General features: G+C 24.7%; 42 protein-coding genes and 1 pseudogene. 28 read left to right on the forward strand and 15 right to left on the reverse strand.

Translation table 4 applies throughout. The features are described 5' to 3' along the window. The first annotated feature begins 18 nt into the window (after positions 1-18). The 9 genes from ABNT63_RS03590 (at position 19) to ABNT63_RS03630 (ending at position 8372) form a co-directional block, all read left to right on the forward strand. Positions 19-1380 (forward strand): BMP family ABC transporter substrate-binding protein, encoded by a 1362-nt coding sequence (locus tag ABNT63_RS03590; RefSeq protein ID WP_348736533.1) that lies wholly within the window; start codon positions 19-21, stop codon positions 1378-1380. A gap of 80 nt (positions 1381-1460) precedes the next feature. Then, the gene (locus ABNT63_RS03595) at positions 1461-1709 is read left to right on the forward strand and encodes a hypothetical protein (RefSeq protein WP_348736535.1); all 249 of its coding nucleotides are present in this window, start codon (positions 1461-1463) and stop codon (positions 1707-1709) included. Positions 1710-1762: 53 nt separating this feature from the next. Further along, the gene (locus ABNT63_RS03600) at positions 1763-3472 is read left to right on the forward strand and encodes an MSC_0882 family membrane protein (RefSeq protein WP_348736537.1); all 1710 of its coding nucleotides are present in this window, start codon (positions 1763-1765) and stop codon (positions 3470-3472) included. A 304-nt stretch (positions 3473-3776) separates the two neighbouring features. Beyond that, positions 3777-4538: a hypothetical protein gene (locus ABNT63_RS03605; protein ID WP_348736539.1), complete on the forward strand. Its 762-nt coding sequence runs from the start codon at positions 3777-3779 to the stop codon at positions 4536-4538. Positions 4539-4577: 39 nt separating this feature from the next. Then, the gene (locus ABNT63_RS03610) at positions 4578-5210 is read left to right on the forward strand and encodes a hypothetical protein (protein WP_348736541.1); all 633 of its coding nucleotides are present in this window, start codon (positions 4578-4580) and stop codon (positions 5208-5210) included. Between the two features lie 208 nt (positions 5211-5418). Further along, the gene (gene hemW, locus ABNT63_RS03615) at positions 5419-6498 is read left to right on the forward strand and encodes a radical SAM family heme chaperone HemW (RefSeq protein WP_348736543.1); all 1080 of its coding nucleotides are present in this window, start codon (positions 5419-5421) and stop codon (positions 6496-6498) included. Between the two features lie 355 nt (positions 6499-6853). Next, the gene (locus ABNT63_RS03620; RefSeq protein ID WP_348737145.1) at positions 6854-7390 is read left to right on the forward strand and encodes a M20/M25/M40 family metallo-hydrolase; all 537 of its coding nucleotides are present in this window, start codon (positions 6854-6856) and stop codon (positions 7388-7390) included. 38 nt (positions 7391-7428) lie between these two features. Further along, complete coding sequence (locus ABNT63_RS03625) at positions 7429-7941, forward strand: M20/M25/M40 family metallo-hydrolase (RefSeq protein ID WP_348736545.1); 513 nt, start codon at positions 7429-7431, stop codon at positions 7939-7941. Between the two features lie 227 nt (positions 7942-8168). Then, the gene (locus ABNT63_RS03630; RefSeq protein WP_348736547.1) at positions 8169-8372 is read left to right on the forward strand and encodes a hypothetical protein; all 204 of its coding nucleotides are present in this window, start codon (positions 8169-8171) and stop codon (positions 8370-8372) included. Between the two features lie 360 nt (positions 8373-8732). Here the strand turns inward: ABNT63_RS03630 and ABNT63_RS03635 are convergent, their stop codons facing one another. Together ABNT63_RS03635 and ABNT63_RS03640 are read right to left on the reverse strand one after the other, a co-directional pair. Then, complete coding sequence (locus ABNT63_RS03635; RefSeq protein ID WP_348736549.1) at positions 8733-9545, reverse strand: UPF0236 family transposase-like protein; 813 nt, start codon at positions 9543-9545, stop codon at positions 8733-8735. A gap of 78 nt (positions 9546-9623) precedes the next feature. After that, positions 9624-10073, reverse strand: a complete 450-nt coding sequence (locus tag ABNT63_RS03640) for a UPF0236 family transposase-like protein (RefSeq protein WP_348736551.1) — start codon at positions 10071-10073, stop codon at positions 9624-9626. Between the two features lie 252 nt (positions 10074-10325). Here ABNT63_RS03640 and ABNT63_RS03645 point away from each other — a divergent pair, with 252 nt between their 5' ends. Genes ABNT63_RS03645 through ABNT63_RS03685 form a run of 9 tightly spaced genes read left to right on the forward strand, consistent with a single transcriptional unit; the run spans position 10326 to position 17036 of the window. Then, positions 10326-10724 carry a hypothetical protein gene (locus ABNT63_RS03645; protein ID WP_348736553.1) on the forward strand — a complete coding sequence of 133 codons (399 nt, stop codon included), beginning with the start codon at positions 10326-10328 and terminating at the stop codon, positions 10722-10724. Then, positions 10717-11154 (forward strand): hypothetical protein, encoded by a 438-nt coding sequence (locus ABNT63_RS03650; protein WP_348736555.1) that lies wholly within the window; start codon positions 10717-10719, stop codon positions 11152-11154. The genes ABNT63_RS03645 and ABNT63_RS03650 overlap by 8 nt, the downstream gene beginning before the upstream one ends. Before the next feature lie 54 nt (positions 11155-11208). Then, on the forward strand, positions 11209-12177 hold the full coding sequence (locus ABNT63_RS03655) for a PBSX family phage terminase large subunit (protein WP_348737147.1): 969 nt from the start codon (positions 11209-11211) through the stop codon (positions 12175-12177). Then, a complete protein-coding gene (locus tag ABNT63_RS03660; protein ID WP_348736557.1) occupies positions 12177-12455 on the forward strand; it encodes a hypothetical protein in 279 nt (92 codons plus the stop codon). Before ABNT63_RS03655 ends, ABNT63_RS03660 begins: the two co-directional genes overlap by 1 nt. After that, positions 12448-12972 (forward strand): hypothetical protein, encoded by a 525-nt coding sequence (locus ABNT63_RS03665; RefSeq protein ID WP_348736559.1) that lies wholly within the window; start codon positions 12448-12450, stop codon positions 12970-12972. Before ABNT63_RS03660 ends, ABNT63_RS03665 begins: the two co-directional genes overlap by 8 nt. A gap of 43 nt (positions 12973-13015) precedes the next feature. Continuing rightward, positions 13016-13792 carry a hypothetical protein gene (locus ABNT63_RS03670; RefSeq protein WP_348736561.1) on the forward strand — a complete coding sequence of 259 codons (777 nt, stop codon included), beginning with the start codon at positions 13016-13018 and terminating at the stop codon, positions 13790-13792. Positions 13793-13795: 3 nt separating this feature from the next. Further along, a complete protein-coding gene (locus ABNT63_RS03675) occupies positions 13796-15946 on the forward strand; it encodes a hypothetical protein (RefSeq protein ID WP_348736563.1) in 2151 nt (716 codons plus the stop codon). 5 nt (positions 15947-15951) lie between these two features. Further along, the gene (locus tag ABNT63_RS03680) at positions 15952-16086 is read left to right on the forward strand and encodes a hypothetical protein (protein WP_348735243.1); all 135 of its coding nucleotides are present in this window, start codon (positions 15952-15954) and stop codon (positions 16084-16086) included. After that, the gene (locus ABNT63_RS03685; protein ID WP_348736565.1) at positions 16053-17036 is read left to right on the forward strand and encodes a hypothetical protein; all 984 of its coding nucleotides are present in this window, start codon (positions 16053-16055) and stop codon (positions 17034-17036) included. The genes ABNT63_RS03680 and ABNT63_RS03685 overlap by 34 nt, the downstream gene beginning before the upstream one ends. Before the next feature lie 28 nt (positions 17037-17064). Here the strand turns inward: ABNT63_RS03685 and ABNT63_RS03690 are convergent, their stop codons facing one another. Continuing rightward, the gene (locus ABNT63_RS03690; RefSeq protein ID WP_348735245.1) at positions 17065-17595 is read right to left on the reverse strand and encodes a lipoprotein; all 531 of its coding nucleotides are present in this window, start codon (positions 17593-17595) and stop codon (positions 17065-17067) included. Positions 17596-17667: 72 nt separating this feature from the next. Beyond that, positions 17668-18129 (reverse strand): hypothetical protein, encoded by a 462-nt coding sequence (locus ABNT63_RS03695; RefSeq protein ID WP_348735246.1) that lies wholly within the window; start codon positions 18127-18129, stop codon positions 17668-17670. 466 nt (positions 18130-18595) lie between these two features. On the opposite strand from ABNT63_RS03695, the gene ABNT63_RS03700 reads away from it, so the two are divergent. From ABNT63_RS03700 to ABNT63_RS03745, 10 genes are all read left to right on the forward strand, one after another. Beyond that, positions 18596-19057 carry a hypothetical protein gene (locus tag ABNT63_RS03700; RefSeq protein ID WP_348736566.1) on the forward strand — a complete coding sequence of 154 codons (462 nt, stop codon included), beginning with the start codon at positions 18596-18598 and terminating at the stop codon, positions 19055-19057. 17 nt (positions 19058-19074) lie between these two features. Further along, positions 19075-19551 carry a hypothetical protein gene (locus tag ABNT63_RS03705; RefSeq protein WP_348735248.1) on the forward strand — a complete coding sequence of 159 codons (477 nt, stop codon included), beginning with the start codon at positions 19075-19077 and terminating at the stop codon, positions 19549-19551. Continuing rightward, positions 19521-20177: a hypothetical protein gene (locus ABNT63_RS03710; protein WP_348736568.1), complete on the forward strand. Its 657-nt coding sequence runs from the start codon at positions 19521-19523 to the stop codon at positions 20175-20177. Before ABNT63_RS03705 ends, ABNT63_RS03710 begins: the two co-directional genes overlap by 31 nt. A gap of 6 nt (positions 20178-20183) precedes the next feature. After that, positions 20184-21122, forward strand: coding sequence for a hypothetical protein (locus tag ABNT63_RS03715; protein WP_348736570.1), 939 nt, complete (start codon positions 20184-20186; stop codon positions 21120-21122). Then, complete coding sequence (locus tag ABNT63_RS03720) at positions 21112-21705, forward strand: hypothetical protein (RefSeq protein ID WP_348736572.1); 594 nt, start codon at positions 21112-21114, stop codon at positions 21703-21705. Before ABNT63_RS03715 ends, ABNT63_RS03720 begins: the two co-directional genes overlap by 11 nt. After that, on the forward strand, positions 21608-22036 hold the full coding sequence (locus tag ABNT63_RS03725) for a hypothetical protein (RefSeq protein WP_348735253.1): 429 nt from the start codon (positions 21608-21610) through the stop codon (positions 22034-22036). The genes ABNT63_RS03720 and ABNT63_RS03725 overlap by 98 nt, the downstream gene beginning before the upstream one ends. After that, on the forward strand, positions 22005-22181 hold the full coding sequence (locus ABNT63_RS03730; protein WP_348735254.1) for a hypothetical protein: 177 nt from the start codon (positions 22005-22007) through the stop codon (positions 22179-22181). Before ABNT63_RS03725 ends, ABNT63_RS03730 begins: the two co-directional genes overlap by 32 nt. Before the next feature lie 36 nt (positions 22182-22217). Beyond that, a complete protein-coding gene (locus tag ABNT63_RS03735; protein ID WP_348735255.1) occupies positions 22218-22649 on the forward strand; it encodes a hypothetical protein in 432 nt (143 codons plus the stop codon). Positions 22650-22672: 23 nt separating this feature from the next. Then, the gene (locus tag ABNT63_RS03740; RefSeq protein WP_348736574.1) at positions 22673-23308 is read left to right on the forward strand and encodes a hypothetical protein; all 636 of its coding nucleotides are present in this window, start codon (positions 22673-22675) and stop codon (positions 23306-23308) included. Positions 23309-23448: 140 nt separating this feature from the next. Then, positions 23449-23739 carry a hypothetical protein gene (locus ABNT63_RS03745; protein WP_348735257.1) on the forward strand — a complete coding sequence of 97 codons (291 nt, stop codon included), beginning with the start codon at positions 23449-23451 and terminating at the stop codon, positions 23737-23739. Between the two features lie 18 nt (positions 23740-23757). Here the strand turns inward: ABNT63_RS03745 and ABNT63_RS03750 are convergent, their stop codons facing one another. From ABNT63_RS03750 to ABNT63_RS03795, 11 genes and pseudogenes are all read right to left on the reverse strand, one after another. After that, complete coding sequence (locus ABNT63_RS03750; RefSeq protein ID WP_348734963.1) at positions 23758-23943, reverse strand: hypothetical protein; 186 nt, start codon at positions 23941-23943, stop codon at positions 23758-23760. Between the two features lie 4 nt (positions 23944-23947). Next, positions 23948-24409, reverse strand: coding sequence for a hypothetical protein (locus ABNT63_RS03755; RefSeq protein WP_348736576.1), 462 nt, complete (start codon positions 24407-24409; stop codon positions 23948-23950). Beyond that, positions 24409-24594 (reverse strand): hypothetical protein, encoded by a 186-nt coding sequence (locus ABNT63_RS03760; RefSeq protein WP_348735259.1) that lies wholly within the window; start codon positions 24592-24594, stop codon positions 24409-24411. The genes ABNT63_RS03755 and ABNT63_RS03760 overlap by 1 nt, the downstream gene beginning before the upstream one ends. A gap of 87 nt (positions 24595-24681) precedes the next feature. After that, positions 24682-24744: pseudogene (locus tag ABNT63_RS11360) on the reverse strand (hypothetical protein); the annotation flags it as partial. A gap of 167 nt (positions 24745-24911) precedes the next feature. Further along, complete coding sequence (locus ABNT63_RS03765) at positions 24912-25076, reverse strand: hypothetical protein (RefSeq protein WP_348735260.1); 165 nt, start codon at positions 25074-25076, stop codon at positions 24912-24914. Beyond that, entirely contained in the window at positions 25060-25197 is a 138-nt protein-coding gene (locus ABNT63_RS03770; RefSeq protein WP_348736578.1) for a hypothetical protein, read from the reverse strand. The genes ABNT63_RS03765 and ABNT63_RS03770 overlap by 17 nt, the downstream gene beginning before the upstream one ends. A 53-nt stretch (positions 25198-25250) precedes the next feature. Next, positions 25251-25625, reverse strand: coding sequence for a hypothetical protein (locus tag ABNT63_RS03775; protein WP_348736580.1), 375 nt, complete (start codon positions 25623-25625; stop codon positions 25251-25253). After that, positions 25616-26032, reverse strand: coding sequence for a single-stranded DNA-binding protein (locus ABNT63_RS03780; RefSeq protein WP_348734958.1), 417 nt, complete (start codon positions 26030-26032; stop codon positions 25616-25618). The genes ABNT63_RS03775 and ABNT63_RS03780 overlap by 10 nt, the downstream gene beginning before the upstream one ends. A 2-nt stretch (positions 26033-26034) precedes the next feature. Then, a complete protein-coding gene (locus ABNT63_RS03785) occupies positions 26035-26172 on the reverse strand; it encodes a hypothetical protein (RefSeq protein WP_348736047.1) in 138 nt (45 codons plus the stop codon). Between the two features lies 1 nt (position 26173). After that, positions 26174-26320, reverse strand: a complete 147-nt coding sequence (locus ABNT63_RS03790; protein WP_348735108.1) for a hypothetical protein — start codon at positions 26318-26320, stop codon at positions 26174-26176. 34 nt (positions 26321-26354) lie between these two features. Beyond that, on the reverse strand, positions 26355-26519 hold the full coding sequence (locus ABNT63_RS03795; protein ID WP_348736582.1) for a hypothetical protein: 165 nt from the start codon (positions 26517-26519) through the stop codon (positions 26355-26357). Between the last annotated feature and the right edge of the window lies 1 nt (position 26520).

Below are 26520 nucleotides of genomic sequence, written 5' to 3' on the forward strand. Positions count from 1 at the left end.
TGGTTAAAGGAGATTAGAATGAAAAAAATAATTAAGATTTTAATGGCACTACAAATAGGCACTACTTCTGCTAGTTTTTTAACATCTTGTGTTAAAAAATACCAATATATGTATGATATTTGGGTAATTACTAGTGGTGGGTCAATTAATGATAAATCTTATATTCAATCAGCGTGAGAAGGAGCAAGCAAATATATCGTGTCACAATTTACCCAAGTTTCATCAATGACACAATGACAAGATAGTCCATTGCGAGCTAGCTATTTTGAACCAAATGGTATTACACCAGGTGAATTTAAAGCAGCTTATATTACAGCTAGTATTGCTGGGGCAAAGACGCTAATTTTACCTGGTTTTACTCATGCCAATACCATTGGTTGAGCAGCAAACTTAGTGGATAATTTTATTTTTATTGATGGTAGTGGTCAGAATGTCCATAAAAATATGGACCCATATGGTCCGTTAGCTGATAATATTGTCGGAATTTTATTTCAAAAAGAAATTGCTGGTTTTTTAGCGGGTCTTGTTACAGCAATATGACTTAATTTGCATCAAACAGAATTTCAACAACAGTTAAATATTGCAACTTATGGAGGAATGGATAATCCAGTTGGTGTTTCAAATTATTTATGAGGATTTTTATTATCAGCGGATGTGTTTAATGAAATTATTAAGATCGATATTAGATATCCTAATTTACATCAATTGATAACAGATATTTTAGCAATAATTAAAAACATAAACCCCAAAATTAATAATTTATTACCAATAAGAAAAGTTCAAGAAGTATTAAATGACAATGAATCATGGTTTTCACAATCATTTAATCAAGGAGAAGGAAAAGTGATTTCTGATTATTTAATTAATAAAAAAGCAAGTATTATTTTTCCTGTTGCAGGACCACAAACCCAAGATACAATTGACCGAATTAAATATAATAAAACGAAAACAAAAGTTGTTGGAGTTGATACAGCACAATCTCAAATATATGGTGATGAATATATTATTACTAGTGGGTTATTAAATATTGCACAAGCAACAGAAGATGCTTTATCTAATATCTATTCACCAACTTGTAGTTATAATAATGTAACTAAACAATGAGATAATAAGCAACTTGATTCTTGTTGAATTAATACTGACCAATCTTCAAAAACAAATTCAAATTGATTAGGGATTGAAAAAACAAAATGGATTGATGATAGTATTATTAATTATATTAATAACGATGCAAAGATTACTAAATTAACAACAACAATTGGGATGATTTATGATCAAATTAAACAAGAGCACTTTACTGATACATTAAAATTAACTTATCAAACACAAAATGAAGTAAAAACTAAATTATTAGAGACATTAGAAAAGGGTTTAGGATAAAAATAATATATTTTTTGCATAAATTTTAAAAAGTATAGTATAATACTTACAGATAGTGTGGTTTTTATATGGAGGGCTTCTTGACAACAAACATAACAATCTTAGATTTAGACATTCCAGTAATCGGGTTAATTGGTTTTCTACTAGGATTTGCAGCGCTATTATTATTTGTTTATTTTATTATTACTTTTTCTTTATTTCAAAGTAAAAAAAGCAGTAGTAATTGAACGAATATTGTAAAATTAAAACAAGAAACTAGTTTTAAGGAAAACATTGAGTATTTTGAACAAGAAATTATGCTAGCTAAAAAAATGGGTGATAAAAACTAGCAGTTTCTTTTTTAATACAATGTTATTCACATTTAGGGCAGGTGAAACAAAGTATGGGTTTTTTTAATACGGTTAAATCGTTTATGGTGAAAGATAAACAACATGAGCAACCACCAATGCAATCAGCAAATCGTTTTGGTGATAATTTTAATCCTGAATTAAGAAACCAAAATAATGTTGATTTTAGTCAAAATCAACCCTATCCAAATTGAATGCCTCAAAATCATCTTTCGTCAAATCAATACTTTCGTCCAAATGAAGCATATAAACAAAACCAATTAAATAATATGGAAATGTTATATCAAAATAATACAATTCGTCCAGCACGAATGAACTTAAGTAACCAATATAATTATTATGCTAATAATCATGATCGCCAGTATCTTGAAGAAGACCGTGAGGTAATGAATGTAAATGCTTCACAAATGCCACCTGGTTATGTTGAGCCATATTATAATCATGATGCGGCGCAAAATTATTCGCGTCCAGTTCATCAACAAATTTTGCCACGCCGAATTCAGCAGCATGTAGTAAGTTCTAATTATGATCAATATTGGTCAGGACAACAAAATCAAGGGCGATATGACAATGCTGAATTTATGGGATATCAGAACCACCGTGATGGTTATGTTAACGATGATAATATGTATGCAAATCAATATCGCCCCCCTTATCAATCACGTGTTGCATCACCGTATCATCAATCACAAGTTAATGAACAATTTAATCGTTCAGAATTAGCTTATGATAGCAAAGGTGCCTATCGTGGTGCAAATTCAGCACAATATTTTGATGATAATCAAATGATGACAAATTCAATGCCAGCGCCACCATCGTATTATCAAAATGGTCATTTTACTCTATCAGCGCAATTTGACCCACCAGCTTTAACAAACAGTAGGGAAAATAATCGTTATGCTTATCAACCACAGTTATCAGAAAAACAACGTCGTCGTCGTTTTAATAAGGAATATGCTAACCGTTTAATTCCTTTAGAAATTGCTCGTGAGATTCGTTCGGAAAAAGTTCGTACCTTAATTATGATTATTATTGGTTTTCTTGGCACAATGATGACAAGTTTATTTATTGCCTTATATTTTATTTCTCATCAACAAGAATTAGAAGCAATTATGGGAATTAAAGCGAAATATATTCCTCATCCATTTTTGACAATTACTTTTTTGTTAATTTCTCTAGGATTATTGTTTGCTGGTATTTTTGATTTATCACGAGTTCGAATTGAAACAAATAGTTATCTTTCTAATTTAACACGGGGTAATCATACTATTCCGCATTTCTTAATTGATAATTATAAAAAAATGACTGTTCGTAGTATTGTTTTAAATTGATTAGCATTTCCGACTTATTTCTTTGGTGGAATTATTTTAGGAATTTTATATGGTTTTCAACAACATTCAGGTGAAGAGTTTCGATTTGGTTTTTGAAGTTGAGGCATTGTTGATGATTTAACAGCAGCCATTACAATTACAATTATTATTTTAATCGTAACATTAGGCGTTCATATTGCGAATATTGTTTTAACAAAAAAAAGAAAAGCAAATATTATTGGTTATTATGGATATGAAATTGTTCATCCAGAAGAATTAGCAGCTTTAAAGAAAAAAACAAATCGTATTTGTTTAGTAATTTTTATTATTTTCTTAATTATTTTAACACTAGTAATTTCAATTCCATGATTAATTGCTCGTCGTCGTAAACGAAACGGTGATGCATTACTTGGTCGTTGGTTTAACCGAAATTAAATATTGTTTTAAAAATAATTGATAATGTTTTTCTTAACCAAAAGATAAATAATAATTGTTATTGTTTATTATTAAATTATAATGTTAGGAGAAACATTTTTTATATGAAAATAGCATTACATTTTAATAATATGATTTCTTAATCTTTTTTATTTGCAAGATAAAATTTATCTTGCAAATAATTTGTTAAGGGCATGAATGTGCTTTTTTTATTCAATATAATAAATAATAAGTATTTTATTGAAAGAAGGTGACATATTGATGAAACGGTTATTAACCATTTTTAGTGCTTTTGTGTTAGGCAGTGGTAGTGCCGTTTGGGGTGGTTAGTTGTACCGCGCGAGGAAAGCATGAACGTGATGATAAAGATGAATTAGATCATAATCAAGATCTTGGTATTTTAAATGATATAAAACAGGAAGTAAATCAAACTTTTGCAGCGTGGTGGGACACAAAGACAACAATTAATATTAATGATTATCCGGATCAAATACCATTTGTTGCAGAGTTAGTTGATGAGTTAAAAAAAGAGAATGATGGTTTGACATTGACGGATGAAAGAATTAGTAAATATCGTTTTTTAACACAGTTGCTTACTGGTTTTAAAGTAGAGTTTGCTAATTTGAATCAAAGTTTACGAAATCGCTATTCAAATTATTATGTTGATACAATGCCGTTGTTATTAGCTGAGAATGATATTTCATTTACTTTGTATAATATTAATTTTGATAACATCAGGAGGTTATTAAAAGATACTCCACAAGAGGTATTGGGAATTACAGTGCAAGTTAATATTGGTTATGAAGTGAGATTTAAAGGATTGCCAGCGAGAAATGAAATTAATGCTCTAGTAGTTATAACTAATGATTTAGATGTTTTAAGTAAGATTCAGGATAATATTGAGGAGTATTTTACTATGTTTGTTAATAAAGTTTTGAAAGATCAAAAATTTCAAATTAGAGTAACAAAATATAGTTTTGAGTTATTTCCCAGCAAACTAATTTGGGACATTGTTAAGAAGGCTTTAAAGAATGAAAATATTTTATTTTTTGGTATTTATTGATAAGATTATTCTGTTAGTTTTTTCGGGGCTAATGCAAACGGTATGTTACTTAAAAAGGATTCTGTTTTAGCATGAGCCGGCGAGGGATATGACCTAATGAAATTAACACCAGAAAATTTTTTAAACTTTTATTATAAAGAAACACATGTTCTAAAAAAAGTAACTGAGAACAAATATTCTTATGTTGTAAATAAGATATTACGTATGCGTGTAACAAACTTTGGACTTGAAGGTTTACCATTTAAATCTTCATATACTTTTATAAAAATGGAAACAAATATTAACATTTTAATAGAAAAAAATCTCTTTAATTTTCAGCTTGCGGAATTTGCAAAAATAGTAATGGAGTTTTGACATTATTTTAAATTAGAAACATATTATGAAAATTATCGTCTTGTTTTTAAGGTGAACCAAACGGTTTTTTATAAGGTCCTCGAACGTGCTGGTGTTTTAGAGCAAAATTCAGAAGTAAGTGATATCATTTCAATTTTTAACCCTATTATTAATTTTTTTAAAAGTGAAATAAGTTCAAATCTAACAATACGTAACTTTAATATTAAATTTTCTAGATATACAATTAATATAATTAATAAAACTGAAAAATCTTTTACTGTAAAATTATTACGTAAAATTGCAAACATAAATAGTAATATTCAAAATAACATATTATATTAGTGAGTCAATTTGACTATGGTTTTTTTATTACTCCAAAAAAGGAAGAAATGATTAATAATGATGAATATTCATTTTTGCAAATAATTGAATTTGAGGTTGGTTAATTTTTAAATGAAATCTTTTAATTTAATTATTAAAAAACATATAATTGTTGCAATTAAAATTATAAATCTATATTATTAAAATATAAAAGAAGTGAGGATTAACAATGATTGAACATTTATATGTACATATTCCTTTTTGTGACCATATTTGTTTTTATTGTGATTTTTTTAAAATTAAAAAATCACGCCCAATAATGATTGAAGAATATTTAACTTCATTAGCACATGAGATTGTTCAACCATATCCTGATTTTGCTTTAAAAACAATTTATTTGGGAGGAGGAACACCAAATAGTTTAGATGATAATCAATTAGAACAACTATTACAACTATTACAAAAAGTTGTGCAAAACCCAATAATGGAATATACAATTGAGTTAAATCCAGAAAAAATTACAAAAAGTCAATTACAACTTTTAAAGAAATATCAGATTAACCGTCTTTCAATTGGTGTTGAAACTTTTAATAATCAGTTATTAAAAAAAGTTAATCGTTATCATAATAGTGCTGCTGTTGTTAATAGTTATTACTTAGCTCGTCAAGAAGGTTTTGATAATATTTCGTTTGACTTAATTTATAATTTATTTGATCAAACACAAGCTGATATTGAGGCAGATTTGTTAATGATTAAAAAATTACAACCTGATCATATTAGTTGATATTCATTAATTTTAAAAAAAAATTCATATTGGGGTAAAACAAAACTTAAATTACCGGAGTATGATATTGCATTTGATGAAATTATTAATACTGCATTAACTAAAATAGATTATGAAAGATACGAAATTTCAAATTATACTAATAACAACAAAAAATCACAACATAATTTAGCGTATTGAACTAATAAGTCTTTTTGACTGCTTGGCCCTAGTGCAGCTGGTTTTATTAATAACGATGGTTACTATTTATTACAGAATTCGCGAAAATATGCTAACTGAACACAAACTAAAACAGAATTGTCGGTAAAGGATTATTATTTTCAAATTTTAATGATGGGATTACGTGTTTTAAATGGCATTGATTTAACAAAGGTTAGAGATGCAAAAGCAGCAGTAGATTACTATCAAAATAAAATTGATGTAGAAGTACAAAAAAATAATTTAGTTTTTGATAATAATCATTTACGTTGTACAAGCCAAGGTTTAAATATTTTAAATGATATTTTAGTTAATATTATGGATTAAGACTTATGCTATAATGTAACTAAAGAAGAACTGTGAATAATTAGAATTGATAATTAAGAAAATATAAGAGATTAAAACTATAAGAAAGGAAGAAAATTATGGAAATTAATGTTGATAAATTACTAACAGAATACTTTGATTAATCTTTACAAAAAATTCAGGATATTATTCGAATTCCTTCAGTTCGTAGTGAAGCAAAATCAGGAGCACCATTTGGTCAAGGAACAAAAAACTTTTAGAATATGTCATTAAGTTAGGAACAGAATTAGGTTTCAAAACATATCAAGATTCAGAAAATCGTTATGGTTATGTTGAATATGGTTTTGGTTTAGAAATTTTTGCGGTTTTAGGACATTTAGATGTTGTTCCCCCAGGTGATCTTAACAAGTGAGAGTTTGAACCATTTAAACCACAAATTAAAGATAATAAATTGTTTGGTCGAGGAGCAATTGATGATAAAGGTCCGACAATTATTAATTTGTATGCTTTAAAATATTTAAAAGATCATAATTATCGTCCAGATTATACTATTCGTTTAATTTTTGGTTTAACAGAAGAAACAGATTGAGCGTCAATTAAAGCTTATATGGAAACAGAGGGAGTACCTGCCTTAGGATATACGCCAGATGGAGAATTTCCTGTTGTATATACTGAAAAAGGAATTATTAATGTTGATATCATTGGTAAAGATGAGTCATTCACATTAATAGGTGGTGAAGCGTATAATTCTGTTGCTGATGTTGTTAGTTACCAAGGTCCATATTTGGATGATATTAAAACTAAATTAGAACAAAAAAATATTGAAACAAAGGTAGAAAATGATTGCTTAATTGTTAAAGGAAAATCTTCACATGGTAGTTTACACCAGAGCGAGGAATCAATGCTGCTTTAATTACTTTAGCAACATATGCTGAATTAAATAATAATTCAATGATTGCAAATTTTGCAAAAAAATATTTATATAATAATTTTCATTTTAGTCATCTTTTCCCAGATATGAAAGATGAAACCGGATTATTAATTGTTAATAATGGAATAGTTGAAATTAATCAAGAAAAAACACGCTTAACTTTAAATATGCGCGTTCCAATTTCATATAAATTACCTGATGTACAAAAACCATTAACAGCAGAATTAAAAAAATATAACTTGGAATTAACAAATATTTCTTGGCAAGAAGCATTTTATATGCCAGTTAATAGTCCAATTATTAAAAATATTATGAAAGTTTACCAAGAGGTGACTGGTGATACCCACACAAAACCTGTAGCAATTGGTGGTGGAACATATGCTAAAGCAATGACAAATTGTGTGGCATTTGGCGCTGAATTTGATATTAATGAATCAATAATGCATTCTTATAATGAGTATGTTAAGCTTGATGATTTAAAAAAAATGTTAGAAATTTATACAAAAGCGATTCCTTTTTTAACAAAAAAATAGTATAGTCCTTAATTTAAATAATGATATCTATTCATCTTTTTCACAAATAAAAAATAATTATTATATAATAAAATATATAAATTAAAAAATATAAAAAATTACTAAGCAGAATATTACAGACATAAATAAAATAGTTATTAATGATCTTATATTTTGCTTTTTAGATTAGTTCATTAAAAGAAAAAGAAAGTGGGAAGTATAATGAAAAATAGCATTATTAAGGAAAAATGAGTGAAACTGTTAAAATTATTTTGGGAAGCATAGGTGGAACTTTCTTTTTAGGATTATTTACATTTTTAGGAATAGTTGTTAGGGAAAGAAATAAGACTAAAAGACGAAAATTTGAACTTAAGCATCAAACTTTAAATAAAACAACAATCCGTTTAATGGCTCAAAAAATTCTTTTTTTAGAGAAAAAAATAAAAAAATAAAACAGACAGAAGAGTTTTTTGAAAAAAATAAAAAAATATTTGAATTATTGACCTTATTAATCGTTTAGATGAAAGTGAACAAACAAATGACAATAATAGCAATAATAGAAATGAGGAAATTGATTATGATCAAAAAAATGATGAAAAGAAGAATTAAAGATGAAAAAAATGAAATTTTATGGTTGTATGTATTATTTAAGGGTTTTAATTAATATCTTAGAAATTGTGGAATAAAAATACCACTTACTTATCTAAATTATATTACTTTTAATTTTATTGTCAACAATATTTTAACATTTTTTAAATTTTTCCATGACAAAAATACATGTTTATTAAAGTTATTTAATTTATTAGATAAAATTAATAAAAATATAAGTTTGGTTGTAAATTATTATTTACAAAATTATTAACTGAATAATTAATTCTATTTTCTTCTAATGGTTCATTAGTATTAAATAAATTAATTTTATTTTTAAAATTCATCATACTAGTATTTAATTTATTTTTAAGAGTTTTTTCATGATAAGTTGCTTTTTTAACCAAAACACCTTTACAGTAATGTGATATATCACCCTCAATATGACAACCAGTATTATTTCATAATGTTTGATTTCTGACACTTTCTTCATTATTTTTAATTAATTTAATTGTCTCTTTTAAGAATTTAATTTTTGCTTCTTTTATAAAAGAAGCACTGTTTTCTAAACATTCTAATAATTCTTCATATTTAGCATTAAAAAAATAATCGATTGTTTTATGGTACGTTTCTCTGTTTTCTTTGTTTTTACTTTGATAAGGATATAATTTTTTAAATCTACTTGTAAGGTGGAATTTATCTATCGTGTAATGTACTTTATTTTTAGGAAAATATTCTTGAATAAATTTTACAATATTTTTAATTCAAGGTGCACCATCGCCTAATACCATAAATTCAATATTGTCATTAATATCATAATAACTGGTAATTAATGTAAATAATTTATTAACAAAATTAGTTAATTTACTATTTTTTTTAATATATTCTGGAATATTATCAAGTTCTATAACACCTAATTTATTTGCAATTACAGGTCTTTTTTTCGTTGATTTTGCCTTATCAAAACCAGTATGAACAGTTGAAAATATACTATGTTTTTTTATTTTTTCTTTTCCTTTTTTCTTTTCATTTCACATTTTTAAATAAGTTCCATCAATTTGAATATATAAAGTATGAGGTATCTTTATTTTTTTATCAGTTTTATTAAGATAATATTATTTATCAGTTTTTGCATTTTTCATAATATTTGAAATTGTTTTTATACAAATTTTTACATGTTCCATAGTATCTAAAATATCTTGATATGTTTTTTTCTTGCCAATAAATGATAATATTTTTTCTTTAATAGAATTATCTATTCTTTGTCATTTTTCAATTCCTAAAAGTTTATCCAAAGGAAAAATATATTCTTCTTTACCTGTTTCTGGATTAATTTTATAATATTTTCTTCTTTTAAAAGTTATTTTCCCATTTAAAATAGTTAATTTTCTTGGTTTTATTTCTTTTACTTTATAATCTTTAAATTCTTTTAAAGTTTCATCAATTTTATAATTTTTAAAAATTCATTCATCACAATCTTCTAAATTTTGTTGAATAATTTCAATACTTTGTATATATAACAAATTATTAAAATTCTTAAAAAAGTTGTTATCAATATTTATCATTTTTTTACCCTCTTTTCTTAGTTCTACACATTAACACAAAAATAATAAAAATGCAAAAAAAAAGATATTATTTTTTATTTATTGTGTTATAATTTAATTGTTAATTATTAGCAAATTAATTTAACTGAAAAAGTAAAGTAATTTACTTTTTTTTATTTTGATGTAAAATATAGATAATAAAAAAAGAACCGTGTCAAGTTCTTCTGTACATGTTTTTCTCTACTTATATTTAACCATATAAAGGAGTAAAAAATGAAAGAATTTAATCCAAAAACAGCAAGTTTACGAACATTCTATCGTAAAATAGATGAATTTTGGCAAAATAAATCACCTAATAAACCATATACTTTGAACGATTTAACCAATGAATTCAATCTTTCTCGCAAGTGAAGATATGATACTTATGCGAGCGAGAAGATAGTTCCTTTACTTGAAAAACAAGTTGATAGAATTGAAAGTGAAATAATTAATTTTATAATGAAATCACCTGATGGTGCTAAATTATATTGACAACGAGCATTTAATTATAAATATTCACTACAAGAAAAAGAACTTGAAAAAGAATTAAACTTAAATAATCAACAACCAATAATTGTTAATTTACAAACAGAGATTAGAGATATTAAAAAAGAAAGTGATAATAATGCTTAATCATTTTACTTATTTATTAGAAACACCTTATTGGTTATTACAAAATAGTACTATTGGTAATAAATATACATTTGCTAAAAAGTTTGAGTTAGTTAATGAAATTAATCAAATTGGAACACGATATAGTGGTAAAACTATATCAAATATTAAAATGTTTGGTGAATTATTAAAAATTAGTTTATTAATTAAAGAACCAATTTGTATCATTGCTAGTATGTATTGGAGTAAAGATTTAAAAGATAGTGTATTTCAAAATATATGAAATATGTTAGATGAAAATCATATTTCTTATACTATTAATTTATCAAATTTTACTTTTACTTTATCAAATGGTAGCAAAATATATTGTAAAGGTTTACATTCACCTAGCAGAAAAGAAAAATTAAAAGCTTTTGCTGATTTAAATAAATATAAATTAGTAATTGATTAAAGAGAAGAATGTGATCAATTTCAACAAAAAGATTTAAGTGATTTAGAATTTGCTATTCGTGGTTATCAAAATAAAATAACAATTAATACATGTAACCCTGAAAGTTTAAAAAGATATATTGTTGGTTATTGTAATGAATTATTACCTTTTAATAAAGAAATAATGCGTAGTAAATATGAGCAAATTAAGTATATTGAAAAATGAAATATGAAAATTATTATTCATTATTCTAGTTGAAGATTAAATTATGAATTACCACAAGATAAAGTTAATGAACAATTAAGATTAGAACAATTAGATATTGAAAGAGCAAGAGTTTGGAGTTGAGGATTGCCTAGCAATACTAGTGGATCAATCTTTGCAAGATATATTGATATTATGCAAACAACAGATATTATTCAACCAACTAAATTATTAGGTGGTGTTGATATTGCTAATGCTACTAGTCCTAAAGGACATACAACAGCGGCTAGTTTTTGAATATATAACTCATTTGATAAAAAAGCCTATAAAGTTGCTGAATATACTCATTCAAATGCTACACAACAATTTAAAACTGAATTAGAACAAGTTAAAGATATTTTAGAGTTTTATAACAATCAATTAAATCAATATTTTAATTTAATTCAGCAAGGTATATCGATTAATGTTGATGATAGTGCTTATTCAACATTGCAAAGTTTAAACCGAGAAAAATATAATTATTCTTTTGGTCAATATATGACATTTAAACCAGCACAAAAACAAAAATTTAAAGTAAGACATCGTGTAGAGGCATTCACAATGTTAATAAATACTAATCAATTAAAATGATTATGAGAAAAATGTTCTGTAAGTAAAACCCAATATGAATTAATACAATGAGAAGATAAGCCTGAAGCAAGAGAAGAAAAAGTATTAGACTTATATGATGATACATTTGATAGTGATTTTTATGCCTTACACTTTGAATTAGTTAATATGATTAAACATAATAGTTCAACAGATTATAAATTATGACAACAAAGGGAGTGAATAACTTAATGAAAAAAGATATTTATGTAATACACGATGAGCGTGTAATAAATGCAAAAAGACCTTATATGTCTGTTTGTGTACAAGTTAAAAAAAGACTTTGTCAAGAATTAAAAAAAGATAATATCGCAATATGTAAATTAAATTTATATAACGAATATATTAAGAAATATCAAAAAGTTAAAGTATGTGTACAAGTTTTAGCAAATGAACCTAGTTTATTAACAGTAAATATAATTAATTATGCACTTATCTTAAATTTAAAGGAGCAAAATAACCATGAATAATACCTATCCATCTTTACCAAACTTAAATGATATTAATAGTGTTTTAAAATTTTATAATTATGATTGAACAATTAATTTAGCAAATATTATTGCTCGCCATCAAATGCGATTAGTAAATGGTAAAGATATTTTATTTAAGTCGCATCGTAAAGACATTTTAGAAAAATTAAATTGATGATATGAAAATTATAAAATAAAAGAAAAATTAGATAAAAACGAATTAACAGCAAGTTTAATGGGTAAAACTATCTTTGGTTTATTAGAAACATCAGACGGTAATATCGATTTATGAATTAACCCTTTTAACTTTACATCTCGTGTAAGTAAAATAAATGAAATTGAACAAGGTGCTGATATTTGATTAAATTATCATCAATCAGATAGTGGTTTTATTTTAAATTTAATTTGTACCAAAGATAAAATAATTATTAAAGGTTGACCTAAAAATAATGAAGTAGTTGTTGGTCAAAGTAAAACACAAATTAAAGATGATGTTAGACCTGTTTTAGTTCAATAATTTAAAAATAAATTAGGTATAGTGCCCTTTTGAGAAATGATAAATGAACCTAATCCTTTATTTTTATCAACATCAACTTGATTTAGAAGATAGTTTTAATATTAAATCAAAAGAAAGATGAGCAAATCGTACTCATTGATATAGGGTATTAGATGATGATTTAATGACTGCTTATAACAAAGGCAATAAAAAAGTATTACAAGATGCTTTTGATGATATTTTTATTCAATCAGGTCAATCATCCGTTGATGGTCAATTATCCCAATCTTTACAAGTAGTACAAGAGACACCAACCTTAGAAACATATACCGAAGATCAAAAAGCAATTATTGAACAAGTATATATAGCATGTAATTTTTCTAGTCCTTTTGATGATGCCTCAGATAGTGAAGAAAATAAAACCCAATCATTAATAAAAAAAACAAAAGACTTAGAAAAACAAGCATATTTACAAGCATATCGTAAACAATATTATACTAAAATGTTTGATACTGTTTTAAAATATTATGGTTTATGAGATGGTACTGGTGAACGCCCTTATGGATTTGATTTTGTTAGTGCTAGTTTAGTAGACCAAATGCGACAAAATGAATTAATTACTACTAGATTAGATAATTGAACAATGGAGCCAATAAGAGTGATAACTGAATATGATAATGTTGATGAATTAGAAGCAACCAAATATTTTGAAAAAGTAGAAAAATGACAAGATAAAATGCAAGCCAAAGAAATTGAACATAATAATAAATTACTAGAATATAATGAAACTGGCAATAATCAAAATGCCTTACAAGGTAGAACAAAAATTAAGGAGAATTAAAAAATGAGTAGAATTAACCCAGGTGTTATGGAAGAATTAAGAAGACAAGCACATGATACTTTAATAGATATAAGAGAAAACATAAGAGATAATAGGCATTGAATGGTATTTCCTTTTAATGTTTATAGTTCATATATATCTGATACTGAAACAGGTTGAAAACCTAATAATGCAAAACCAAGTGATTATGGTAGTTATTCACGCATATTTGATAATATAGAAAGTACAATTGCTCAATGACAAGGTAGTTTAAAAATAGTCCAAAAATATAAAGGTGAAGAAATTAATATTTTAACGATTGATGATTTTAGTAAACAACCAATTAACTCAACAATATGAGCAAATAATGAGACACCTTTTGCGATAAAATTAAAAGATGAAAATAATAATGTTTATTGAAAATTAATTGATGGTGAAAATATTTATGATATTAATAGAATGCTAGAATACTTAAATAAATATAAATTAAGTTATTTTATTAATAATGATAATAAAGCCGATAATTTTTATACAAAAGAGGTTAAAGTTGGTAAATATTGAGATGCTTATATGATTGATGATAGAAGTTCAATTCAATTTGGTGATGCTAAATTTGAACAAGTATTTACTCAACAATCAACTGAAAGACAATATACTTTATTAATTTTAGATGAAGATGCAGATAAATTAAATATTAATGATTATTATAATTTTTATACTGCATTTAATGACCGTGGATTAAATATTGGTGGTGGTGATATTAATTCTTCACCACAAGATAGACAATGATTATATCCATCAAATGTTATTAATTATTATTCCGTAGAAGATGGTGATTTCTTATGACAAGAAATTACCTTTTCAAGTATTAATGACAAAATTAGTAATAGTGGTTTATCAGTAAGACAATTTATTCAAACAAGTGCTCCAGGTGAAGATTATTGTTTTCCAAAAATAACTTATGATGAAAAACTAAATAAAGGTATTGTTGAATTAGATGAGATTTTATTAAAAGACCCAGGGGTTAGAGCAGTGGCAGTTAAATTTTATGGTAATCCAATCTTTTTTGATATGCCTGTTATTGGGCGACCAATTATTAAAGGTGAATTTAATAAAAAAGTAATGAATTCAAGATATTTATTAATGTATAATATATTTCCTGCTCCACATGATAAAATAAATACTTATGCTTTACCCGAAGTAAGTTGATATAACATTCAAGAAATACAACCAACTATTATTACTGGATATAAAGATTGAAAAGAACATATTCAATCAATGTCTGATTTTTGAATTAAAAAAAATAATGGGGGTATGATAATAACAGATAAAGCAAGTTCAACAGCAACTAATCCAACTGTTGGAACAACTATTAAGGAAGAAAATTCAAATTCTAAGTCTTATTGGTCTAAAAATTGAATGATTACTCCACCAGATAAAGTAAAAGTAAATAGTGGAACTATTAATAACATTATTAGTACCCAAGCATCATCATATTTTAGAAGAAAAGATGAATTTGGTAATACTGTTGGTCAAGTTCAAATTGAATATAATAAAATGGGTGCATGTAATGTTTGAGATATCTTAAATATGAATAATTTTATTAATCGTCAAATTACAGTATTACCTTTAAACTATACGCAAAAATTAGTATTTAATCCTTTTACGATACCTGCTATTGGAAAGTTTTTAAACTTTGTTTCGTTTGGTATTCCTTGGGACTGAATTGGTAATTTAACAATTACACAAGATGATAAATGACCTAATTTCCTATGACTTAATGGTTTTATGAGTACTAATGTTTATAGTTTTTATAATGATTCCTTTTGAGGTGATAAAGCTGCTGGTAAAGGTTATTTACCATTTGAAATATTTAGAGAACAAGGAAATGATAAAATTGGTGCTATGATTGGTGCTAATGCTACTAGTTTTAGTTTTACAACTTTATTAACTGATAAAATACAAGGTAATGTTTTAGAAAAAGATGGTAAACCAACAGAACGAATAACTTATTCAACTTATAATTTAAAACAATTAAACCCTAAAACTAATCGTATCTATTTAATTAATGAATTAGTAAGAGCAGTTGATGCTCAAACACCAGTTAGTATAGTGAAAAAGATAATGATTGCGAATTCTTACAAACACCTGATGGTACAAATTGTAATTATATAATTGATATGTTTTCAATCCAAGCATTATATAAAGGTAATTTTGAAATTATCTTTTATGCTGATAACCCATATACCAATAATGAAGAAGATTATTTACGCTTATCAGTATGAAGTTTCGTGGTAAAACAAAAAGCGTATTAAATAATTATTTACGCGATATGACAACTAATTATAAAACTAGTTTCTTACTACCACATGACTATGAAATACCAACATTTAATTACCCACAATATGTATTACCGCCAGTTCCATATAACTATCCAGAGTATACCAAAGATATTATGCCTTCTGATGTAGTACTACTATTAAAAACTAAAATTACAGCACCAGCACAATGTAGAAAAGCATATAAGACAGTATTAAGTCCTTTTTTGAATGAATTTAAAAGAAACTTTTTTTCTGATGAATTTAATGAAGGCTATTATGAAACTGAAATTGATTTAAAACAAATTGACCCCACAATTCAAAGTATTAGTAAATTTCAAGATTCTTATAAAACTATTGAAATAAGTAATTTAGGTAATTTACAAGTTGAATGTAAACAAGCAAATATAGAGAATGTTATTCTTAATAGAAATATTAATTTATCTGGTGATTATGATAATTGTAATATTGATTTATTTTCATTAGCAACTATAATTTTACAAGAAAGTGGTCGTTATCAAACTGATAAAGTTAATTTTGATAATACAATAACTTTATATACAGATAATATAACCAATGATATTCAAACGGTTGCCAGTGGTTATACTAATGGATTACCAAGTTATGATGATTATGAAAATAAATATACAGGTCAAAAAGGAAGCGGAGATATTAGGTTTTTATTGCAAATAACAAAATTATATAATAATGATAACGATAAAATTAAAGAAACATATTTACAATCATATTATACAAATGATATGAAATTAAAAATCAGATTTTCAAAAGTATTATTTGCTAATTTAACAGCAATAGTAAAGGGGCAATTTAATCAATGATTTTGGGGTAATAACAAAAATATTGTCTTGGATGTTAATAATCCAAATTTACTAGGCATTAGAAACAAAAATGAAAACCCAATCAAAATTACATTTATACCAAGATAAAGAAAAAAGAGATTATTAAATCTCTTTTTTATTCTTCATCAACTTTTACATTACTATCATTATCAATTACTAAATTTGGCTCTGTTGTATCTAAATTTCAACGATAAACTAATTTAATATAATTAAAGTCAAATCCTCATACAGAATATTCTGGAACCCCTTTATAATTAAATAAACGAATATTTTTTTCTCATTTTCCATTTGCATATCCATGAGTTTTAAATAATTGAAGACTATGATGATTACCATATATATCAATTATTTTATCTTCATTAAAATTTTCATACTTATATTTAATAATTCTTCAACTATAATTTTTATCACCACGCCATACTACATAATATCATTTTTTATCAACTGTATTAAATGGTTTTTCTTGTGGTGCTATTCATCCTAAGTTATCTCTGATTTCTTGGTTAGCGGTATTTATTTTGTTTTGTTCTTTTAGTTTTGTTAATTCTTCTTTTGTATATTCTTGTGGTGTATTACAAGCAACTAAACTTGTTGTACTTGTTCCCGCTAGTGATATTGTACCAATAATAATTAATATTTTTTTCATATTTTTAATTTCCTTCTATTGACTGATAATTTAAATAAAAATGAAAATAAAATTAATTATTTCCATAATTTTTTATAAAGAACCTCATTCAATACCGGGTTGATTTAATAAAAAACCAATTCAAATACCTTTTCCCCTATTATTCTGTTGTATTAACTCAGAAGTAAGATAAAAATTTAATGCAGAAATAGCATTAGCAGCGGCGGGTATAGTAGGAACAAAATATGGTGATATATTAGTTATAAATTTACCAGCACCCTCTTCTCCTGCAATATTTTCTTTAATAGAATTTAAATAATTGACTAAAAGTTTGCAAGCTTTAGTATGCATTTTTAGAATTCAATAAAATTCTTTTTTATATAATCTCCATTGAAATATGTACATACCACCTCGAAAATATACTGCATTACTAATCATATCTACAGAACGAGTTAACCTATGTTTATCTTTTTGATAAGGACTAGCGGCAATTGTTGTTGGTATAGCACTTCCACTAATAGTTAAAACACTTAATAAACTAAGTAATTTTTTCATACTTGTTTTTCTCCTTTTCTTAGTCTTGAAACCTTACTCAAGATCTACCTACATTATATATATATACAAGCAAAATTAGCGCTTATTTTAATAAATTTATCTTTTAAAATACTCTTAATTACGCGTTTTAAGGGCTAAATTAGCAGTAAAATATATTAAGTTTAATGTATTATTTGTATTGTATTAAAGTATTGTATTGGTAAAATATTATGATATTATTATTTTAGTTAAATAAAAAAGAGAATGACCCTATATCATTCTTATTTTATATTATATACTAATAAATAATTATTTCAATTTCATTATAATACTTTTATATTATTTGTTTAGTATTTTTATACAAAATATATTGTAATTGTGAACTATTGGTATATAATTAAAAGCATAGGTTTAATCTTTTTTCCGTAAAAAAGAGTTTATGCTGACTTGTTAATCGGACAAGAATAAAAAAAGAGAGGTTTATAAAATGGCACTTACAAAAGAACAATTAATCGAACAAGGTTTAAGTGAAGAAATTGCAGAAAATATCTTAAATCAGTTTAATAATGAAGCAAAGCAAATTAGAGAAAGTGTGAAAAAACGCGAAGATGTTATATCAAAAGAAGATTTTATTAAATTATCTAATTCATTAGATAATTTAAAAGCATTTAAAGACGTTCCATCTACTAAAATTGAAGATATTAAAACTAATTTAGAAAAAGTTAGTGGTAGTTCTTTATCTGAAAAAATGCAAACTTTAAAAGAATTAAAACCTGATTTGTTTGTTGAAGATCAACCATCAGTTTCACCAACTAATTTTATTAAAGATATGATTGAAAAATCGGTTGAAAATAAAAATGATGAAATTGAAACTATTAAAGAAAAAGGAGCATATACTCCTGATGAAATTAAAAAATTAACTGATTATACACTTAAAAACCTTAGATAATAAGGGAGTGAAATATTATGGCAACAATTAACTTGCCACAAGTACCTTTTACATTGCAAGGTAATACAACAAATCAAAAAGCGTATGTTGATATGGTTAATGCATTATTGTGTGGACCTTTATATAATGAATATGCAAGTATTATGCAGTATGCAACAGCAACCGCAGAACAAGTTGCTTGATTACCAAATGCAGGACAAGCATTATATAATTTAACTCATCGTGTGGTATGACAAGATGATTATTCATTACCAAATGGTGAAACAACTCAAACTATGGGATTAACAAGAATTCCAATTCCTATTGATAAAAGATTTAATTTAAAATTAATGAATGAGGCTTTTGACTTAGCATTAATAGAACAAAATATTAAAAATGGTGTTATTGCTGATGCTATTTCTAGTGTGATACAGAATAAATTTGTTAATTTAGAATGTGAATTAATTCAGGCTATTTATGATTATTGTTTAGCATATGGTCAATATATGAAGTAATTCCATTTCGTAGTTATACAGCCGAAAATGCAGATGATGCAAATAAAGCATTCTTTAAATTAAATGAAACTTTGATTGAATTAACAAATCAAATTAGTAATTTATATTTTGGTTTACCAACAGATAAAATGTTTATGGTTTTAGGTCGAAGATCATATTTAAGATTAACACCTGCTTATTTAAAAGTAATTGGTTCACAAGCACAATTAAAAGCGATGGTTAATGGTGAATTATATGAAAATACAGCAACGGGTATTCCAGTATCAAAAAGATTTCATTTAGAAAAAACATATACAAAAGGACAAGTTAACCGTGATAAAGATTATAATTTTACTAATGTAAATGGTTTAATTATTAATAAACAAGTATGAGCTTATCCAATTAATATGGATACTATTCAACAAGTTTTAGATAATGATACTGCTAACCCTAAATGAATTGGTAAGGTTCAATATGCAACACCAACTATTTTATATCCAAAAACATGTAAAATTATTTTGGAAAAACAACCAAGCCAAGATGAAATTACTGCCGCTAAAAGTAATCTAAATAAAACTTTTAGAGTTCCAGTTGATTATCTAATTTCAGCAACAAAACCAGAATCAAAACCAAATAATCAAGGTTAATATAAAATGAATTTACTAATATTACGCGTTTTAACTTTATTAGTATCTAATTTAGAAAATAAACCTTTAATAAGTAAATTTGTAAATTTAATTAATAGAGTTAATCAAGTTCAAAATAAAGTATTAAAACCAATTAATTATATTAGTGATAAATATAATAAAATTACAAATAAAGTTGAAGATATTTATCAGTGATTAAATCCATTTACTTATTTAGATTTAATTAAAAAAGGTCATAAAAAAGAAATACAACAAATATTAAGTCAATTAGAAAAAGATAATAATATTAAAAATAGAGAACAATTTAAAAATGAAAATTATTTAAATACTAATTGACAACCTTTAAATAGTAGTTGACTTGATAGTGGTATGTTTAATATTACAAATAAGTTAACTTTAACAGGTAATTTAACTATTTTAATATATACAAAAACAGCAAAACATCCAAAATTTTATGGTCCATATGTTTATCCTAGTGTTCCAGTTGAAATTTGAAAATTATTAAGTAATGCTGTATCTAATGCAGGAACTTTATTTTGGCGTTATTGATTAAGAAAATGATTACCTAGTCATTTAAGAAATTATATTAAAAAACGATTACCGCAAGCATTAAAAGAAAAATACCCAAAAGGAACTACTAAATTAACATTATCAACAGTTCAAAAATTAAATCAAATTAAAAAGTTTATTAATAATTTAAAAATTGGACATTTTAATTTTAATTTTGCTGGTGAAATTAATAATAAAAAATGGTATCGTGAACGCCGAAGTGATGTTAAAAATATTAAGAATTTATATAAAACACCAGTTAAAAATATGTTTTACAAAACTAATCAAACTATTAAAACAATTAAGAAAACAAGAACAAGAATTAATAGTTATAAGCCAAGTAATTTAAAAAATAAATATCGTAATCAATTAAGAGGTGTTTTATATGGAAAATAATTTAAGTAATTTGTTATTTATAACAGTTGAAGATGTTAAAGAAAGTAAACTTTGACAACCTATTAATGATAGAAAACAATCTGTTTATAATGATAATTTAATTTATAATGCTATTTTAAAAACTAGTTTATGAATGGATAGATTATCAGGTGGGACAATTTCCGATAAGATTAATAAAAAAGAATTATTTCCATGAATAAAAAAAGATAATACTGGTTTAATTGAATATGATAAATGATTAAGTTATATTCAATCTGCTTGTTTATTAGCAGTTATTAATTGATATTTACCAAAAGGAGTTAATGATTTAACTGGTAGTGCATCATTTTCACAAGGTGGTGTTGCTTATTCACAAACTAATGATCCTGAGGCAAATGAAAATATTACTCGTGATGTTAAAAATGCTTTAAAATTAGCAGGTGAAATAATTGATATTATATCTAGTAAAACAGTATCTAGACCTTATAATTATAGTTTAGATAATTATGCTCATCTATGAAAAGAAGAATATAAACATATTAGTAAAAAAAACTTTTTATTCAACATTATTATTTTGATTAAAAGAACGATTACAAACAGATAATTCAATAAATATTACTTATCCAACTATTAATGATTTTTCTAAAATTGATTATAACGAATATATTAAAATTATTGTTCCTTTTGACAATGAAACTATTTATGAAAAAAATGGTGTTTGAAAAGCAAAACAAAGTGGTGAAATTCCATCGGATGTTATTAAAGATAGTGAATTTAATAAAAATTATATTGAAAAAGTTGATGGTAAATATATTGTTAAAACATCAAAAGATTTAGCAAGGAATTATTATGATGCAAATGCAATTAATAATTTTTTAATAAATAAACAAGATAAATTAATAAATGGGACAAACATTAAAACTATTAAATGGTAATTCATTATTAGGGAGTGGCAATATATCTATTAGTGGTGGAAATGATTGAGAAGAAGTTGATAGTAGTGATTTTAGAGTTGGTCAAATCGGATATAATATTCCTAATTTTGATAAAGAAAATTATATTTATAGAATTTGAGCCTAAGGAAAAAATAGCAACACAGAATTAAATGGTGAAGAAATGCTACAAACAAGGCGTGGTTTTATAAAAACATTGAGTGTTTTATATGACCAAATAGGTAATAATAGGGAATGTTGAGCATTATCTATTAATCCTAGTGGATTGATTAATGTTGGAGCTAATGGTACAGCAACATTTAGAAAATTAGGGACTATTTTTATTGAAAGAAAAAGAATAAATTATTCAAATAATACAAAATTAATGGCAGATGAACCACCACACTCTATTTATAAGCGTGATACGGATACTGATTTGCCCAAAGAAATGTGAAAATGATACAATTTCTTGATAAATAAAATAAAGAGTGTAACAACTATTAAGGAATTAAACTTAATTAAATATAATCCCATATGGCAAAATGTTTTAAATAATAGAAATGATATTAAAGAATTATTCAATAAAAAATGATTAGAATTAAATAAAAATGAATAAAAAATTAAATGAGGTAAATAATTATGAAACAAAATAAAACAACTTGATTAAAGAGTGCCTTACCTTGAAATTGATTTAAAAAAGACCCTATTCCGACTTATAATTGAACTCATAAAAATATTAGAGAATGAGAAAGAAAATATAAAATTCGTAGTTGAGTAGTTAGTTTTTATACATTGATATTTTTAGCATTAAATTGTTGATTAGAGTATGGGATGATTAATGGCATTAAAGACCAAATTAATTGGTATAATTATGGACAATATTGAGGTAATTGAATTGCTATTTTGATAACACCTTTATTTACACACGGAATTCAAGGTATATTTGTTGCTAGTAGTAAACCAAAAGTAGATATGAAAATTGATATACCAAGATTAAAAATATCTAAAATGGGATTAGTATTTACAATATTACCTTTAATTACTTTAATAATTTCTTTAATTATTATTTGAATTGATAAATCAAAATGAAAAAAAGACCATTTAAGACATTGCTTTGACTGCCGTATTAATCCGCGTGTCGTTCAACCACTAATAGCTAAACAATGAAATAATTTAGATGGCATAACAGAAGAAAAATTAAAAAATATACAAAATGAAAATATTAAAAAACAAAAACAAGAAGAAAATAAACAAGAATTAAATATAAACAAATAATTAAATTTTATTAAAATAGACTATATTTATAGAGGTGGTTGATATTTTGGGGCGGTTATATAGTTTAATTTATAAATTATTTTGTTCTGAAAAGATGGATGGCCACTGTTTGAGTAAGGATGAGAAAGGAAGTAAAAAAAATGTTAAATGATACATTAATGATTGCTTTACTTGTATTAGCGGGTGCTGGTGGAATGGGTAGTCTTGGTATTCTTGGATTATCTGCTAAAAAAATTAAAAAATATAAAGCAGAAATTAGAGAATTAAGAACTGCTGTTATTGCCCACGAAAAACATTTACGAGGATCTGAATATGCAACAGAATTAGCATTAAAAACAGGTCAAATTAAAAATGTTAAAAAGCAAGTTAAAGTAAACAAAAAAAAACAAGAACAAAAAGATGCTATTAGACAACTAACAAATAGTATTTAAAAAAATAACCTTAATTGGTTATTTTTTTATTTTTCCTTTATTATGTTTTATATAAAAATTAATAAGATGTTCTATTCGTTGTGAATAAGTAAAGTCATTGAATTCATTTCAAACTTTTTCTTCATTTTCATTTAAGTAAACATTAACATTTCGAATTAATTTAGAATAATATTTTCTTGTTTTTTGATTAAATGAATGTTTCATAATATTATCTTTCATAATTAGCAATAATAATAGCATCGCGTAAATGATTACTTATATTTTCATTATTATATTTTCAACCTTTACCATATTGATAAGTTAAATTAGCATCTTTTTCAAATTTTCATATACAACTATCATTATATTTGCTCAAATTTTCCATATTTTTAAGAACTGATTTAGTATGGCGTGGTGATACTCAATTGATATTTAATAATTTTTCTGTTTTATATTTAATTGCCCCTATAAGTTTTAATAAATCATCTCTATCTTTACTCGCATTAGCAGATGTATATAAACAATCTTCAATATTAATAATTGCTTCTGCTCTTAACTCATCTAAAATAATATTGGTTTGTACAATTCAATCACGATTTGTATATTCATATTTATCAATTAATTTATTATCTTCAAAAAAAGCAATAGCCGTAGTACCAGTTCCTGATGGGTTAATACCTATTTTTATCATTATCTTAAAAATCTTTCTTTAAATTGATAATAAAAATCTTCGCTTTGTTTTCTAATCAGAACTGGTGATAATTTTTCAACATTTAATTCTTCTTTTAATCAATTTTTATCTTTTGAAATAATATCTTGTTCTATTTTTGTATTTGTAATAAAATTTTTAATATTATTAAAATGCTGTTCACTCATTCAATTTGGATTTGAATTGTTAATAATTTCTGTTTGTTCTTTTTCTTGCTTAGAATTAATTTTACTTATTTCACTATTATCGGGGTCTAATTCTTCGGTTGGTAAACCTAATAATTTACTTAAAACATATTTAACTCCATAAGTTAATATTGACCCATACTTTTAGCGGGGTCAGTATTTTTACCTGTAAAAGGTCAATAAGTTTTAATTTCTTCTGTTTCTTTACATAAAGTTAATTCCATTTCAAAATACGGGATATCATTAATTACTTTTAAAGTATCTTTTACATAACTTCAAATATATGTAATATGATGTTTTTAAAATTCTTTTTTAACTAATTCTAATACTTGTGCTTCACCAAAATAGTTATACATTACTCTATCATTCATTTGCATTGTTTGATTTTTTTCTAAATATAATGATAAATCGTGTTGTATTTCACCAATACTTGCTATTAATGTTTTTTTAGTTTCTTGTGGCATTTTCTCATTTCTCTCTTTCTTGTCATATTAAAATTGCTTCTTTAATTTGTTCTAAATTTTGTTTAGTAATATCAACTTTTTCTTTAATTACTATTTTTAATTTTGGATTTATAATTATCATTAATATTTTTTTATTATCTATACAAAAGTCTTTTTCTAATAAATAATAAAGTTTTAATTGTCAAATATAGCGTTCAATATCTGTAAAGGACTATAAAGTGTTTTTTCAGTTTCATAATATTTAAATTTAATATCTTTAAAAGTTTCTTGATATAGTTTTGTAAAATTTTTAAATAATTCACGATGTGATTTTATTTCACAATTAATAAATTGAATTAATTCATCATCAAAATTATTTTTTATTCAAACATCAATCATATTATGTAAACATATTCCACGATTTTGTGCTAATTTTAAAATATTCTCATCAATTTGTGAAAAATCTTTTGGCACTAAAATATTAACAATTTTACTTACACTAGGTATTAAAATACTATACTTATGTAATTCATCATTAAAAATATATAAAGGTTTTAAATCTAATCTCATAAAATTGTTTCATCATTACCAATATTTTGATTATCATTATTAAATAATTCTTTTGTCTCAGATGAATTAAATTCTATTTTTTCTTGTGGTTTATCAGATTTTTTTAAATCATTATTTGTATGTAAAAATTCATAATTAGATACTTGAACTATTCAATGTATTTTATTATCCTTATCTTTAAAAGATTGTAAAACACCAGTAATTGCTATTTGACTACCTTTTTGACAATATTTTTGTAAAGTAATTGCTTGTTTATTTCAAACTTGACAAGGTATAAAATCAGTTTCTTTTTGTTTTGAATATGGACGTGCTATTGTTAAATTAAAAATTGCATATTCTTTCCCATTTTGAGTTTTCTTAATTTCAATATCTTTTGTTGTTCTACCAATTCCAATAAATTTATTCATTATTAAATTTCCTCCAAATTCTTTTCTTCAATTAAACTATCAATATAGTAATAAGCACTTTCTTCTGAATGACATTCTTCTAATGCTTCATTAAATAAGTCTTCTTCGGTATAAACTTTTCCATCTTCATCTTTATACATATTATTCACATCCTTGTCATTTAATATTTTCATTTTCTAAATCAATAATTGTTGTTAATCATTCATTTTCATTTTCAACACTAGCAGTAAGTTTTGCTTCTTTTAATGTATAAAACGATTTAGTTAGAACTTCATTTTCATATTTCATTACTAATAAGTATTTTTTTCCATAATTATTCCTCCTAATGTTGTTTACCTAATGTTCAATGTTCATCAGTCATATTTTTAAATGAAACTAAATAACTTTTACGCATTAATTCATTTAATTTATTTTCTTGATTGCATTCTTTATGAAAACAATAACCTCAATATCTTTGTTTAAGACAAGTTTTATTTAACTTTTTCATA

The sequence above is a fragment of the Spiroplasma endosymbiont of Ammophila pubescens genome, from assembly GCF_964020965.1.
Classification (GTDB): Bacteria; Bacillota_I; Bacilli_A; order Mycoplasmatales; family Mycoplasmataceae; genus Spiroplasma.